Genomic DNA, 14436 nt, shown 5'->3' with positions numbered 1-14436 from the left:
AAAGATGGGCAGATTTGTCGAATTGTCCCATCTGGTTCGCTTGATCTTTGTTATCCATCAAACTCCACGAAAATCGACGGTTCGATATGATATTGCCCAAGACCCCCTCTTTTCGTCTTGATGGTAAGCGTGCGTTGGTTGCCGGGGCGTCTTCGGGGATCGGGCTGGCTTGCGCTGTTGCCCTGGGCGAAGCCGGGGCCGATGTAACGGTAGCTGCCCGGCGCCGCGATGCGCTGGACGACTTGGTCAAGGCTATGCAGGCGCAAGGGATGACAGCACGTGCGATGACGCTGGATATTGCTGATGTGGCTGCAACTCAGGCCGCTGTAGGATCACATGGCCCCTTTGATGTGTTGGTCAACAGTGCCGGATTGGCGCGGCACTCACCCGCAGCAGAAACGACCGGGGCTGATTTTGATGCGGTTGCTGACCTGAACATCAAGGGCGCTTACTTCTTGACCCAGGCGGTGGCCAAAGGGTTGATCGCGGCGGGCAGGCCGGGATCGTTGATCAATATCTCAAGCCAGATGGCCAAGGTCGGCGGCATCGACCGGGCGGTTTATTCCGCCACGAAACATGCGGTCGAAGGCTTTACCAAATCGATGGCTATTGATTGGGGCAAACACGGCATTCGCGTCAACACGATCTGTCCGACGTTCATCCTGACGCAACTGACGCAAAGCACCTTTGATCAACCCGATAAACGCGCCTGGATCGAAGATAAGATCAAGCTGGGCCGTGTCGGTCGGGTCGAGGATATCATGGGTGCTGTACAGTATCTGGCCTCGGATGCCAGCGCGATGGTCACCGGATCGGCTTTGATGATTGATGGTGGGTGGACGGCTGAGTGATGGGTCAGACCCGGATTACCTCAGCCCAGGTGGCGGCCCGTGCCGGCGTCAGCCAGTCCGCGGTCAGCCGTGTCTTTACGCCCGGCGCATCCGCGTCGCCCAAAACCGTGGAAAAGGTCCGGCAGGCGGCGCAGGAACTGGGCTATCGCCCCAACGTTCTGGCCCGTGCGATGGTGTCCGGCAAAAGCCGCATCATCGGGCTGGTGGTGACCTATCTGGACAACCAATTCTACCCCATCGCGCTTGAGCTTTTGTCGAATGCGCTGCAGGCGCGTGGCTATCACATTCTGATTTTCACAGCCCCCAATTCGACCGATGGGGTCGAGGCGGTGATGCAGGACCTGATGGATTATCAGGTGGACGGGATCATCGCGGCCTCGGTTTCGATGACATCCAATCTGGCGGACCGTGCCCGCGCCATGGGGATTCCCGTGGTTTTGTTCAACCGCAGTCAGAATGGACCGGGGCTGTCGAATGTGACATCAGCCAACGTGCTGGGCGGTCGCAAGGTGGCGGCGTTTCTACTTGCTGGCGGTCATCGCCGCATAGCCCATATCGCGGGTTGGCAAGGCAGTTCCACCGGGCGTGACAGGCAGGCGGGGTTTTTGCAGGCACTTGAAAAAGCTGGCATGACCCCATCGGCTGTCGTTGATGGGATGTATAAACGGGACGTCGCCATAGATTGTGCCCGCGAATTGCTACAGGCTGATACGCCCCCCGATGCAATTTTCGTGGGCAATGATCATATGGCCTTTGCAGTCATTGATGAATTGCGCGCAGCGGGGATGGTGCCTGGTCAGGATATCTCGGTCGTGGGTTATGACGATGTGCCCCTGGCCAGTTGGGGCGCCTATCAGTTGACAACCATTCGCCAGCCCGTCAATCGCATGGTCGACAGCACTGTTGATCTGCTACTGCGTCAGATTGAAACCGGCGTTGCCGATCCCAAAACGATCAAGATCGAGGGGGATCTGATCCTGCGTCAATCGGCCCATATCCCTAAAGGATGGAGATCATGAAAGGCTTTGATACGAAATTTTCCAGCTTTCCCGATTACATCATCGGCATCACGAAAGAAATCTGGGAAGATCGCGGCATTGCGACCCTGCACGACTACTATGCACCCGACATCATCGTGCGGTCGCCTGCATCGGTGGTGGTCGGAAATGCTGGCGTGATTGCCGCGACCATGGCGACCCTGGCCGAATTTCCCGACCGCCAGCTTTTGGGCGAAGACGTGATTTGGAGCGGAACACCCGAAACTGGCATGCTGAGTTCGCACCGCATTATATCGACCGCGACCCATGCGGCGGATGGCGTTTACGGCACGGCCACGGGTGTGCAGTTGCGGTATCGCATTCTGGCGGATTGCCATGCAATCAATAATCAGATCAACGACGAATGGCTAATCCGCGACCAGACGGCGATTGTTCGGCAGTTGGGTCACAGCCCCAAGGATTACGCCCGTAACCTGATTGCGCGTGAGGGTGGCCCAGAGGCCTGCGTGAAACCTTGTACGCCGGAAACCGACATCGATGGCCCCTATCGGGGGCGCGGCAACGATAATGAATGGGGTGCACGTCTGGGTCATATTCTGACCCGGATTATGGACGCGGATATAGCGGTTATTGGCATCGAATACGACCGCGGAGCACAGGTGGAATACCCCGGCGGGCAAACCGGCCATGGCTGGAACGCGGCTGACCGGTTCTGGATGGGTCTGCGCGCGGCTTTCCCAAACGCCCGGTTCGAAATCCACCATCAGATCGGCCGCGACGATCCGCATATGCCGCCCCGCGCCGCCCTCCGTTGGAGTTTAACAGGCAAACACGATGGGTGGGGTATGTTCGGGCGTCCCACAGGCGCCCCGGTCCATGTGATGGGCATCACCCATGCCGAGTTCGGCGAAATGATCCCCGGCCAGATCAAGCTGCGCCGGGAATGGACACTTTTTGATGAAACCGCGATCTGGAAGCAAATACTGCTGCAAACGGGGGAATTATAGATGACGATAGAGGATCGTATTGTCCGATACGGCGCGCTGATGCCTTGCAAGACAGCCTTTATCGATGCCCACACCCCCGGCAGTGATCAAAAAGAAAACTTCACGATCATCGGCGGCGGCGTCAGTGAAAGCCCCGACCAGCACGTGCATCTGACCGATAAGATCGGTTTCAACATCGGTGCGGCCGGTCAGCCGCCAAAATGCCGGAACTCACTGCATTCACACAGAACGGCCGAGGTATTTTTCGTGCTGAAAGGCCGCTGGCGTTTTTTCTGGGGACGTTGGGGAACGGCGGGTGAGGTCGTACTGGAGGAAGGCGACATCTTTAACATCCCCACCGGCATTTTTCGCGGGTTCGAAAACATCGGCATCGACTATGGGATGATCATAGCGATCCTGGGCGGTGACGATGCGGGCGGCGGCGTAATCTGGGCGCCTCAGGTCATCGAAGACGCCCGCCAGCATGGGCTGATGCTGGGTGAAAACGGTGTGCTGTACGACAGCAAGAAGGGCGAAGACTTGCCAGCGGGGATCAACCTGATGCCAGCATTGGATGACACAGCGCTGAAAACATTCCCCGAGGTGCCCGTTGATCAGGTGGTCCGTGACTATGTGGGACGTTACTGGGACTTGATGGCGCTGGCCCGCGATGAACCGGCACGCGTCATTGGCCCTGACGCCCTGATCAAGGACCGTCCCGGCTTTGAGGTCGAATTCCTGACACGCGGATCAGTCCCGGCAAACCTTATCACCCGCGACCGGCCTACGGTGCTGATGCCCGTTCGAGGCCACTGGACCCTGCGGTATCAAGACGGCCAGACCGTGTTGAGTCCCGGCGATACCGCGCTGTTGCTGGCGGGTGAGGCATATGGGATCGAACCGTCGATGACGGGCGAGGCCAGCCTGTACCGGATTACCTCAACCGACGATGCCGCAGGACCGACATGGACCGGATAAAGCCCGGACCCGACGATATCCATGCGGTCTACGAACGTCAGGCTGCAATTTATGATGCGCGGCGTTCGCGTGCATTGTTTGAGGCACGCTGGCTGGCACGTTTTGCCAAATGCTTGCGCACCAACGCGCATATTCTTGATCTGGGCTGCGGTGCAGGTGAACCGATTGCTCGGTGGTTCATGGCCGAAGGGTTTCATGTGACCGGCGCGGACTTCTCGGAAGCGATGCTGAACATCGCACGCAAGCGCTGGCCCGATGGCGATTGGCGTCTGGCCGACATGCGTACGCTTGATCTGGGTCAGCATTTTGACGGCATTGTTGCCTGGAACAGCTTTTTTCATCTGGACCCTAAGGCACAGCGCGACACCATCGCCCGCATGGCGGCCCATCTGCGCCCGGGTGGTTCGATACTGGTGACGGTGGGTCCCAAAGCAGGCGAGGTATCAGGCATCGTGGGCGACGAACCTGTCTATCATGCCTCGCTTTCGCCAGCGGAATATGCAGCCTGCCTTGAAGATAACGGGCTGCGCATGACAGGTTTTCTGGCCGATGATCCCGAAACCGAGCGGCACAGCGTGCTGATGGCGCGCAAAGAAAAGGAGTGAACCATGCCCATTCTGACAACCCACGTAGGGTCCCTGCCCCGCACGCAAGAAGTGGTCGATTTCATCTTTGCCCGCGAACATGGCAAGGACTATGACAGCACCGCCTTTGATGCCTGCATGACCTCTGCGGTGTCTGAAACGGTTCGCAAACAAAGGGACGCAGGGATCGATATCGTCAGCGATGGGGAAACCTCGAAAATCAGCTATGCCACCTATGTCAAGGATCGCTATACTGGATTTGACGGGGACAGCCCGCGCAATGCCCCTGCTGATCTGAAGCAGTTTCCCAGTTTTCTGAAACGTCTGGCCGACGATGGTGGAACGCCCAAATACGCGCGTCCGATGTGCGTCGGCGAAGTGAAGTCCAAAGGTCAGGGCGAGCTGGAAAAAGACATTGCCAATCTGCAGGCGGCGATGTCGGAGCATGGTATTCAGCGCGGGTTCATGAATGCGGCGTCGCCTGGGGTGATTTCGCTTTTCCTGCAAAATGACTATTATCCGACGCGTGACGCCTACCTGGCCGCACTGGCCGATGCGATGAAAGCGGAATATGAAACCATCGTGGCAAGCGGACTGGACCTGCAGCTTGATTGCCCCGATCTGGCCTTGTCGCGACACATGCTGTTCAATGATCTAAGCGATGAGGAGTTCATCAAGATCGCCGCGTCCCATATCGAGGCACTGAACCACGCGCTGACCGATATTCCGGAAGACCGCGTGCGCATCCATATTTGCTGGGGTAACTACGAAGGCCCGCATGTTTGCGACATCCCGATGGAAAAGATGTTCGACACATTAATGTCGGCCAAGGCCCGTTATCTGTTGTTTGAAACGTCAAATCCCCGCCATGGCCATGAATGGACGGTGTTCCGCGATCGCAAGGCCGATATTCCAGATGACAAGGTTCTGGTACCCGGCGTGGTCGATACAACGACGAATTTTGTCGAACACCCTGATCTGGTTGCGCAGCGGATTGAACGGTTTGTTGATATCGTGGGTGCCGACCGGGTGATCGCAGGCAGTGACTGCGGGTTTGGTACATTTGCCGGGTTTGGCGCGGTTGATCCGGATATTGCCTACGCTAAACTTGGTGCCTTGGCTGATGGCGCGGCGCGGGTGCAGTGACGCTGCCACTGATCCTGCTACCGGGCATGATGTGCGACGCGCGGCTATTTGCCCCGCAAATCGCTGCTTTGTCCGTTGATCGGGATATCCTGGTGCCCGGCATCTCGGGCCATGACACGATGTCAGCTTTGGCTGAACAGGTTCTGACTGATGCACCGGACCGCTTTGCTTTGGGTGGGCTGTCGATGGGCGGTATCGTCGTGATGGAGGTTCTGCGACAGGCGCCCGAGCGCATCGCGGGTCTGGCGCTGATGGACACAAACCCGCTGGCAGAAGCGCCCGAGGTCAAAGCGCGCCGCGGACCTCAGATTGAGGCGATCCAAAGGGGTGAATTGGCCAGTGTTATGCGCGATGAGATGAAGCCAAATTACCTGACCGATGGTCCGGGGCGTCAGGCCATTCTGGATCTTTGCATGCAAATGGCACTGGATCTTGGCCCCGATGCTTTTGTGCGGCAATCGCTGGCCCTGCGCGACCGTCCTGATCAAACGGCTACCTTGCGCGGCTTTCGCGATCCGGCGCTGATCCTGTGCGGGCGCGATGATCTGCTGTGCCCCGTAGAACGGCATGAATTGATGCATGACCTGATACCAGGCTCGACACTGCAAATCATCGATGGGGCCGGACATTTGCCAACGCTTGAGCGCGCCGAACAGACAACAGATGCACTGCGCCGCTGGCTGAAGGAGATTGACGATGGATAATGCCACCCTGGCCTTGTTGCAGCGGGTCGACACGCCCACGGTCTGCAACGCGATTGAGGTGGTTGAGGGCAAGCGCGGTTTCGACAGGTTCACGCGTGGCACTGTTTTGTGCAGTGATCCAGATGCGGGTGCAATCGTCGGCTATGCACATACGGCCAAAATTGCCGCATTGACCCCACCCACCGACCCACCCGAGGTGATCCAGACGCGCCGCATGGAGTATTATCGCCACATGGCAACCGGTCCGCGCCCCGGCATTGCAGTGGTCGAAGATATCGACGGCGATGCTGCAATCGGTGCGTATTGGGGTGAAATCAACACGACCGTGCACAAGGGCTTTGGTCTGTCTGGCGCCCTGACCAATGGAGTCATGCGGGATTTAGGCGATCTGCCACCGGGCTTTCCGGTTATCGCCGGATCGATTGGGCCCAGTCACGGATTCGTCCATGTCCGCGAAATCGGAACGCCTGTGAATATCTTTGGCCTGAACATTCAGAACAGTGATCTGATCCACGCCGACCGCCACGGCGCATTGATCATTGCCCACGACTACGTTGATCAGATCAAAGTCGCGATCGAGAAGTTGCTGCAAACCGAACAGATCATCCTGACTGCAGCCCGCGCACCAGATTTCAGCTTTGAAGATTTTGAGAGCGCCTGGACCCGGTTCGAAAAAGCGCGGACATAAATTTTAGAACGCCAAGCCGATGCGAAGCATATTTCTATTTTATCTCAAAACGGCACGCGCCATTCGCGCTTTGGGGTAACCTCATTCAGACCAGCCGTCGTCAGTAACCGTTCAGCTTCTTCGGCCAAAAGACGTTCCTCGGCCAGACCCTTGACGGGCACGCGGCCCGGTTCCAGGAACAGGGGTGCGGCCAGCGGTGTAATACGATCCAATGTCACCAAATCGATCCGACCTTCGACGCGGGCGGCCATTTCCTCGATCCGGCCGAAATCGACCAGCCCGCGCAGGGCCTCTTCGCGGGTGATCTGCATCATCAGATGGTCGGGGTCGTACTTCAGCAACGTGTCATAGAGGATGTCCGAACTGAACGTCGCCTGCCGCCCGGTCTTACGCTGGCCCTGATGCGTACGTTCGATCAGCCCGGCGATCACGGCGCTGGCCTTGAAGGTGCGTTTCATCACGGCGTTGCCGGCCAGCCAGGTCTCTAACCCCTCGCGTAGGTTTTCGCGGGCGAACAGCGGGGCGGGATCGGTCAGCGGGTCAAGGCCCCAGATTAGCGTGGCGTAATCGGTTGAGACGAAGCCCATGGGCGCCAGACCCATCTGCTCCATCCGTTGTGTCAACAGCAGCCCCAGCGTCTGCTGCGCGTTGCGACCGGCGAAACCATAGACCACGGTCTGCGCGCGCCCGTCGTGGGGGAAGCTTTCGATCAGCAGCCGGTCTGGTTTGGGCAGTTGCGACACCTTCCGTTGCAACGCCAGCCAGTCGGCGGTGTGTTGGGGCAGTTCGGGCCAACTATCTTGCTGGAACATCCGCAGGATGCGCTGGCTGAGTTGGGTTGAGGTCGCGAATTTGGTACCCATAAAGGTGGCGATCTTGGGCTTGTCAGTTGCCTGCCGCGTGACCTCGACCGTCATTTCGCGCAGGCCCTCATAACGCACGATCTGCCCGCCGATCAGGAAGGTGTCGCCGGGGGTCAGGGTGGCGGCAAAGCCTTCTTCGATCTCGCCCAGGGGTTTGCCGCGGCCGCGAATGCGGACTTTCAGCGTGTCGGTGTCTTGAATGGTGCCGATGTTCATGCGAATGGCGCGGGTCGCACGGGGGTCACGCAACTGCCACTGACCGTCGGCGCGCCGCAGAAGCCGCTGCCAGCGGTCATAGGCGCGTAGAGCATAGCCGCCGGTGGCGCAGAAATCGAGACAGGCGTCGAACTCAGCCCGCGTCAGATCGTGATAGGCCCCTGCAGTCGTAACTTCCCGATAAAGGGCATCCGCGTCGAACGGCCCTGCGCAGGCAGTGATCAGGATATGCTGGCAGAGCACATCGCGGGGTCCACGCCCACGCGGATCGCCATCAAGGTCGCGGTCTTTGACGGCCTGCAGGGCGGCGCGGCATTCGACGATTTCGAACCGGTTGGCGGGCACCAGCAGCGCCTTTGAGGGCGCATTATAGCGGTGGTTGGCCCGCCCGATGCGTTGGACCAGCCGCTTGACGTTCTTGGGCGCACCGATCTGGATGACCAGATCCACATCCCCCCAGTCGATCCCCAGATCAAGCGAGCCGGTGCAAACCACGGCTTTCAGGCTGCCATCTACCATCGCCTGTTCGACGCGTTCGCGCTGTGCTCGGTCAAGCGATCCGTGGTGGATGCCGATGGGCAGATCATCTTCATTCTGCAGCCACAGGTTATGAAAAAACAGCTCGGCCTGAGCGCGGGTGTTGTGAAAGATCAGCGTGGTGTTGTGCTGTTTGACCTGTTCGATCACGGCAGGGATCGCGTATTTTGCGCCGCCACCGGCCCAGGGCGGGGCTTCTTCGGTCTTCAGCATCCGGATGTCGGGATCTGGCCCCGGATCAGCGTTCAGGATTTCGCACGGGTCTGGATGACGCGCCAGAAAACGGGCAATGGCGGCGGGATCTTCGACCGTGGCCGAAAGCCCCACGCGGCGCATATCGGGGCAAAGCGTTTGCAGGCGCGCAATAGCCAGCATCAGTTGATCGCCACGTTTGGATTCCGACAGGGCATGAATTTCATCGACAATCACGCGTTTCAGACCCCTGAAGATGCGCGGGGCGTCTTCGTAGCTGGTCAGTAGCGCCAGACTTTCGGGGGTGGTTAGCAGGATGTGGGGTGGATCAGCGCGTTGGCGTTTTTTCTGGGTCTGGCTTGTGTCGCCTGTGCGATCCTCGATCCTGATGGGCAGGCCGATTTCATCCACGGGGGTGCGCAGGTTGCGCTTGATGTCGGCGGCCAGTGCTTTCAGCGGAGAGACATAAAGCGTATGCAGCCCCGCATGATCACCCGCGCCAAGCTCGGCCAGAGTAGGCAGAAATCCTGCCAGTGTCTTACCGCCACCGGTCGGCGCGATCAGCAACAGCGCAGGGGCGTTCGCCCGGTCCAGCATGTCCTGCTGATGGGGGTGGATCGACCAACCACGATGGGTAAACCAGTTTGTGATGCTGTCAGGCAATTTTGTCATGGAAGGCAATCTAGAGGCTGCCCCGCAATTGTCTGCAAAAAAGCGCGCGCGGGCTTGCGCCGCCGGGCAGAATAGAGTGTTGATTTGAAAACGATAGTCGGGACACGGGGGAATTATGACACATATTCTGGCAATCGATCAGGGCACCACATCCAGTCGCGCGATTGTATTTGATGGCGAAATGCAGGTCAAAGCGATCGCGCAAGAAGAATTCAAACAGCATTTCCCGCAGTCTGGCTGGGTGGAACACGATGTGTCAGATATCTGGTCGACGACGGCTGGCACCTGTCGCGCCGCGATCGAAAAAGCGAACCTTGGTGTCGGCGATATCGCCGCAATCGGCATCACCAATCAGCGTGAAACGACCGTGGTGTGGGATCGCGAAACAGGCAAGCCGCTTTATAACGCGATTGTCTGGCAAGACAGACGCACTGCTGAAATATGTCAGGCGCTGAAGGCTGATGGGCACGAGGCTATGGTGACGGAAAAAACAGGTCTGCTGCTGGATCCTTATTTTTCGGGCACCAAACTGAAATGGATTTTGGACAATCACGAGGGCGCCCGTGCCCGTGCCGCAGATGGCAAGCTGTTGTTCGGGACCGTCGACAGCTATCTGATCTGGCGACTGACCGGTGGCGCCCAGCATGTGACCGATGCCACCAACGCGGCCCGCACGATGCTGTATAATATTCGTGAGGGGAAATGGGATAGCGATATCTGTACGCTTTTCGACATTCCAATGCAGATGCTGCCTGAAGTGCGCGACTGTGCCGCCGATTTCGGAATGACGCGTGCCGATCTGTTTGGTAGCCCTCTGCCCATTCTTGGGGTCGCGGGGGATCAGCAGGCAGCGACCATCGGTCAGGCCTGTTTCCAGCCCGGCATGCTGAAATCAACCTATGGCACCGGATGCTTTGCCCTGCTGAATACAGGCGACGCGCTGGTGTCCAGCCAGAACCGGCTATTGGGCACGATTGCCTATCAGCTTGACGGGCGCACCACCTATGCCCTGGAGGGATCGATTTTTATCGCTGGAGCCGTGGTGCAATGGCTGCGCGACGGTCTGAAGATTATCCGCGAGGCGGCAGAAACGCAGCCCTTGGCGGAACGCGCCGATGAAACACAACAGCTTTATCTGGTGCCTGCCTTTACCGGTCTGGGCGCGCCTTATTGGGATGCTGAGTGTCGCGGTGCGATTTATGGACTGACCCGGGGGTCCGGTCCCGCTGAATTTGCCCGTGCCGCCTTGGAAAGCGTGGGCTATCAGACCCGCGATCTGCTTGAAGCAATGACGGCCGACTGGCATGGTGCGGCGGCAACCCTGCGTGTCGATGGGGGCATGAGTGCCAGTGATTGGACGATGCAGTTTCTGGCTGATATCATCGGTGCGCCTGTGGATCGTCCCAAGGTGCTTGAGACGACGGCTCTTGGAGCCGCTTGGCTGGCTGGCATGCGGGCCGGTATCTATCCCGATCAGGATGGTTTTGCCCGCACTTGGGCTTTGGAACAAACCTTTACGCCGACTATGCCACAAGCACTGCGTGATCAAAAATATGCCGGTTGGAAGGACGCTGTGCGCAGAACTTTGACTACAAGTTAGGCAGGTTGTGTTTTTCCGGTCGCGGTCTGTCGTGATCGTCCGCTAACCATGTTGCACTTTCCGAACGAAAGGTTAGTCCGATCCTGAGGTGGCAACCAGAGGTGGCAGATGCTGCTTGGGCGATTTCTGGTTGTGCGGGCTAACGCAAATATGGGGATAAATACTTGTTTGGAAAGAATTCAGTTGGCCGCCTGACTGCGGCTGTTTTCGGTGTGCTTGCAACCGCTGCATCGGCTGTTCATGCAGATCAGGACGTTTTGAATCGCCTGGACGTCGCTGAGCGCCAAGGTATGCTGACGCAGCGTATGGTAAAATCTGCCTGTTTTGCCGCACGCGGTATTGGGGCTGATCTGCACTTGGATTACCTGGCCGAAGCGCACGATCAGTTTGAAACATCGCTTTTGGCCCTTCGCGAAGGCAGCGGCATGCTGCAACTTCTGCCCGAGACAAAGCCATCGCTGCTTATGGCGCAAAGACGTGTCATGGATGCCTGGCCGGAAATGGACCGGCCCATCAAAGCCATTATCAGGGATCGTACGACATCGACAGAGACGATACTTGAGCTACAGCCGATCAGCCTGGCGATCAAAGCCATCGCCGAAGATGCGGCACAAAGAACGGCCATGGCATATTCGGACGATGCGTCGGGCGCAAGCTTCACACAAAACATGACCGTCGATATTGCCGCCCGCCAACGGACCTTGACACAAAACATGGTCAAGCAGGCCTGTTTGATGGGGATAAGCGATGATTTGTCGACACTGACAGCTGATCTGGCCGAGGCGATCAATCTGTTCGATCTATCGCTGAACGCCCTGCAAAACGGCCTGCCTGATGCCGGTGTAATGGCGCCACCCACGGATGAAATCGCAAAAGGTCTGTCATTGGTCAAAACGGAATGGACCGCATTAAAGCCCGCGTTTCAGGCTGCTGTGGAAGGTGATGTGCCAGAGGCTGAACGGCTGATTGTCATGGATCATGCCGCCGAAAAGATGCTTGAAATAATGGATGAAGTTGTGTCGCTTTACAGCGGAATATGACCCATCACTCATAGCGTCGACAGCAAAGCGGTCTGTATGAGGACCGCTTTTTGCGAAGAAAGTTATATACAAACCCGACCAAACGCAATTTTATACATATAAACCACATAGTTCAGCCGATATCGGACGATCACCGAGATTTTCCTTGAAAAACACCCTGCGGCGGCTCATATCGAGCCGCACCTGCACACTGGCAGGTCATTAATAATGGAGTAAACATGGCCAAGGAAGAACTGCTCGAATTTCCCGGCGTCGTGAAGGAACTCCTGCCAAACGCGACATTTCGGGTCGAGCTGGAAAACGGCCATGAAATCATCGCTCATACGGCAGGAAAGATGCGCAAAAACCGCATTCGTGTTCTGGCTGGCGACAAAGTTCAGGTGGAAATGACACCTTATGATCTGACGAAAGGTCGGATCAACTATCGCTTCAAATAGGATGAAGCTGATACTGGGCTCTGGCAGCCCGCGACGAAAAGAACTTCTGGCACAATTGGGTCTTGTGCCGGATGAAATCCGATCCCCCGATGTCGACGAAGATCCCCGTTCTGGCGAACTGCCGCGGGATTATTGTGCCCGCATTGCGCGGGATAAAGCCGCAGCGCTTGATGTAGCCGATGACGAAGTCATCATATGCGCAGATACGACTGTTGCATTGGGACGCCGGATATTGGGAAAGCCTGAAGATGCCAGTGAAGCTGTGTGTTTTCTAGGGCTGATGTCTGGACGTCGGCACCGTGTGATCACCGCGGTTGCCGTCAAGACGCCGCAGCGAATCTGGGAAAAAGACGTTGTGACGTCTGTTCGCATGAAACGGCTGTCTGACCCGGAAATCAACAGCTATATTGCCAGTGGCGACTGGCAGGGTAAGGCTGGTGGATATGCCATTCAGGGTCCGGCCGGTGCGTTCATCCCGTGGATTAGCGGCAGTTATTCGGCCGTGATGGGATTGCCCGTTTCTGAAACGGCCCAGCTTTTGGTGGCAGCAGGCTATCCGCTGTATCAAAGCCAATGAAGGGTCGCCTGATCGCACTGGATCATTGGCGGGGCCGCGCCGCAGCAGCACTTATGGTCGACGGCAGGCTTGAAGACCTTCTGGTCGACAGTACCAGCCAGCCTGCGCCAGGTACGATTTACCGATCTATCATCGACCGCCCCATCAAGGGCCAAGGTGGCGTAATCGTACGCTTGCCCGATTACAGTGGATTTCTGCGACAGGCCAAAGGCCTGAGCGAAGGTCAGCGCCTGCTTGTACAGGTCACGGGATTTGCCGAACCAGGTAAGGCCGTTCCGGTCACGTCGAAAATCCTGTTCAAAAGCCGCTATGCGATCGTGACCCCGAACGCGCCGGGCCTGAATATCTCTCGTACGATCAAAGATGATGGGATGCGCGATCAGTTGTTAGAGCTGGCCCACGACACGATGCAGGGCTCGGATTTCGGTCTGATCCTGCGATCCAGTTGTGCCGATGCCGAAACAGATGAGATCGCCGGCGACGTGCAATCGATGCGCGCGATAGCCGATCGTGTGATGGCAGATACCTCGGACGAGGCACCGCTTTGTCTGGTCGAAGGTGACAGCGCGCATACACTCGCATGGCGCGAATGGACCCAGCCGGCGCAGATCGAAACGCACGATGGATCATTTGAACAAACAGGCGCGTTGGATCAGATTGATGAACTAGGCAATCCAAATTGTAGGCTGCCTGGCGGCGGCCACATGTATGTTGAACCGACACACGCCCTTGTGGCTGTGGATGTGAATACGGCTGGCGACACCTCGCCCGCTGCAGGCCTGCGCGCCAATCTGGCTGCAGTGCGCGATTTGCCGCGACAGCTGCGGTTGCGCGGTCTTGGGGGCCAGATCACGATCGACTTCGCACCTTTACCGAAAAAAGACCGCCGTCAGCTTGAAACTGCACTACGGGCGGCGTTTCGTGCGGATCCAGTTGAAACAGCCCTTGTTGGCTGGACGCCCCTTGGCCATTTTGAGTTGCAACGCAAACGTGAACGCCTGCCACTAAAGGATTTTTGACCCATGTGCCCGATCTGTTCCAAGGATACAAACCCCAGGTACCGCCCCTTCTGCTCAAGGCGCTGCGCGGATGTGGATCTTTCAAAATGGTTAACAGGGGGTTACGCGATCCCCGGCGAAACAGCAGATCCAGATGACACCGACACCAATGAACCAACAGACCGTTTAAATTGAGCTCGAATGGAAAAAGCCTCTGGACACCCTCCCCTCGCTCGCCTAAAACGCTTCGACCCTGCAGGGCTCAGCCCTCCCATGCCCGGGTAGCTCAGGGGTAGAGCAGTGGATTGAAAATCCTCGTGTCGGTGGTTCGATTCCGCCCCCGGGCACCATTCATTTCTTATGTCCTTT

General features: G+C 57.8%; 15 protein-coding genes and 1 tRNA gene. 15 read left to right on the top strand and 1 reads right to left on the bottom strand.

Translation table 11 applies throughout. The features are described from left to right. The first annotated feature begins 86 nt into the window (after nt 1-86). From H7848_RS09170 to H7848_RS09135, 8 genes are read left to right on the top strand one after another with little or no spacing between them, the layout of a single operon-like run. A complete protein-coding gene (locus H7848_RS09170; protein ID WP_208350425.1) occupies nt 87-851 on the top strand; it encodes an SDR family NAD(P)-dependent oxidoreductase in 765 nt (254 codons plus the stop codon). Further along, nucleotides 851-1870 (top strand): LacI family DNA-binding transcriptional regulator, encoded by a 1020-nt coding sequence (locus tag H7848_RS09165; RefSeq protein WP_208350464.1) that lies wholly within the window; start codon nt 851-853, stop codon nt 1868-1870. The genes H7848_RS09170 and H7848_RS09165 overlap by 1 nt, the downstream gene beginning before the upstream one ends. Next, the gene (locus tag H7848_RS09160) at nt 1867-2856 is read left to right on the top strand and encodes an ester cyclase (RefSeq protein ID WP_208350424.1); all 990 of its coding nucleotides are present in this window, start codon (nt 1867-1869) and stop codon (nt 2854-2856) included. Before H7848_RS09165 ends, H7848_RS09160 begins: the two co-directional genes overlap by 4 nt. Further along, a complete protein-coding gene (locus tag H7848_RS09155; protein WP_208350423.1) occupies nt 2857-3813 on the top strand; it encodes a cupin domain-containing protein in 957 nt (318 codons plus the stop codon). Next, a complete protein-coding gene (locus H7848_RS09150; RefSeq protein ID WP_208350422.1) occupies nt 3801-4418 on the top strand; it encodes a class I SAM-dependent methyltransferase in 618 nt (205 codons plus the stop codon). The genes H7848_RS09155 and H7848_RS09150 overlap by 13 nt, the downstream gene beginning before the upstream one ends. A gap of 3 nt (nt 4419-4421) precedes the next feature. After that, nucleotides 4422-5543: a cobalamin-independent methionine synthase II family protein gene (locus tag H7848_RS09145; RefSeq protein WP_208350421.1), complete on the top strand. Its 1122-nt coding sequence runs from the start codon at nt 4422-4424 to the stop codon at nt 5541-5543. Beyond that, nucleotides 5540-6247, top strand: a complete 708-nt coding sequence (locus H7848_RS09140; protein ID WP_336512079.1) for an alpha/beta fold hydrolase — start codon at nt 5540-5542, stop codon at nt 6245-6247. Before H7848_RS09145 ends, H7848_RS09140 begins: the two co-directional genes overlap by 4 nt. Then, entirely contained in the window at nt 6240-6935 is a 696-nt protein-coding gene (locus H7848_RS09135) for an RraA family protein (protein WP_208350420.1), read from the top strand. Before H7848_RS09140 ends, H7848_RS09135 begins: the two co-directional genes overlap by 8 nt. A gap of 44 nt (nt 6936-6979) precedes the next feature. On the opposite strand, the gene H7848_RS09130 is transcribed toward H7848_RS09135, so the two are convergent. After that, a complete protein-coding gene (locus tag H7848_RS09130) occupies nt 6980-9415 on the bottom strand; it encodes a ligase-associated DNA damage response DEXH box helicase (RefSeq protein ID WP_208350418.1) in 2436 nt (811 codons plus the stop codon). A gap of 115 nt (nt 9416-9530) precedes the next feature. Here H7848_RS09130 and glpK point away from each other — a divergent pair, with 115 nt between their 5' ends. From glpK to H7848_RS09095, 7 genes are all read left to right on the top strand, one after another. Further along, complete coding sequence (gene glpK / locus H7848_RS09125) at nt 9531-11015, top strand: glycerol kinase GlpK (protein WP_208350417.1); 1485 nt, start codon at nt 9531-9533, stop codon at nt 11013-11015. A 164-nt stretch (nt 11016-11179) separates the two neighbouring features. Beyond that, entirely contained in the window at nt 11180-12055 is an 876-nt protein-coding gene (locus H7848_RS09120) for a type IV pili methyl-accepting chemotaxis transducer N-terminal domain-containing protein (RefSeq protein ID WP_208350413.1), read from the top strand. Between the two features lie 218 nt (nt 12056-12273). Further along, nucleotides 12274-12492: a translation initiation factor IF-1 gene (infA, locus tag H7848_RS09115; RefSeq protein WP_007205486.1), complete on the top strand. Its 219-nt coding sequence runs from the start codon at nt 12274-12276 to the stop codon at nt 12490-12492. A gap of 1 nt (nt 12493) precedes the next feature. After that, the gene (locus tag H7848_RS09110; protein ID WP_208350411.1) at nt 12494-13069 is read left to right on the top strand and encodes a Maf family protein; all 576 of its coding nucleotides are present in this window, start codon (nt 12494-12496) and stop codon (nt 13067-13069) included. Continuing rightward, nucleotides 13066-14088 carry a ribonuclease E/G gene (locus H7848_RS09105; protein WP_208350410.1) on the top strand — a complete coding sequence of 341 codons (1023 nt, stop codon included), beginning with the start codon at nt 13066-13068 and terminating at the stop codon, nt 14086-14088. Before H7848_RS09110 ends, H7848_RS09105 begins: the two co-directional genes overlap by 4 nt. Before the next feature lie 3 nt (nt 14089-14091). Continuing rightward, nucleotides 14092-14262 carry a DNA gyrase inhibitor YacG gene (locus H7848_RS09100; RefSeq protein WP_208350408.1) on the top strand — a complete coding sequence of 57 codons (171 nt, stop codon included), beginning with the start codon at nt 14092-14094 and terminating at the stop codon, nt 14260-14262. 80 nt (nt 14263-14342) lie between these two features. Continuing rightward, nucleotides 14343-14417 (top strand) — tRNA-Phe (locus H7848_RS09095). Nucleotides 14418-14436: the final 19 nt, after the last annotated feature.

This window comes from Pseudaestuariivita rosea, from assembly GCF_017592335.1.
GTDB classification, from domain to species: domain Bacteria; phylum Pseudomonadota; class Alphaproteobacteria; order Rhodobacterales; family Rhodobacteraceae; genus Parasulfitobacter; species Parasulfitobacter rosea.
The sequence above is the reverse complement of the archived record's forward strand: the minus strand, read 5'-3'. Positions and strand labels throughout refer to the sequence as shown.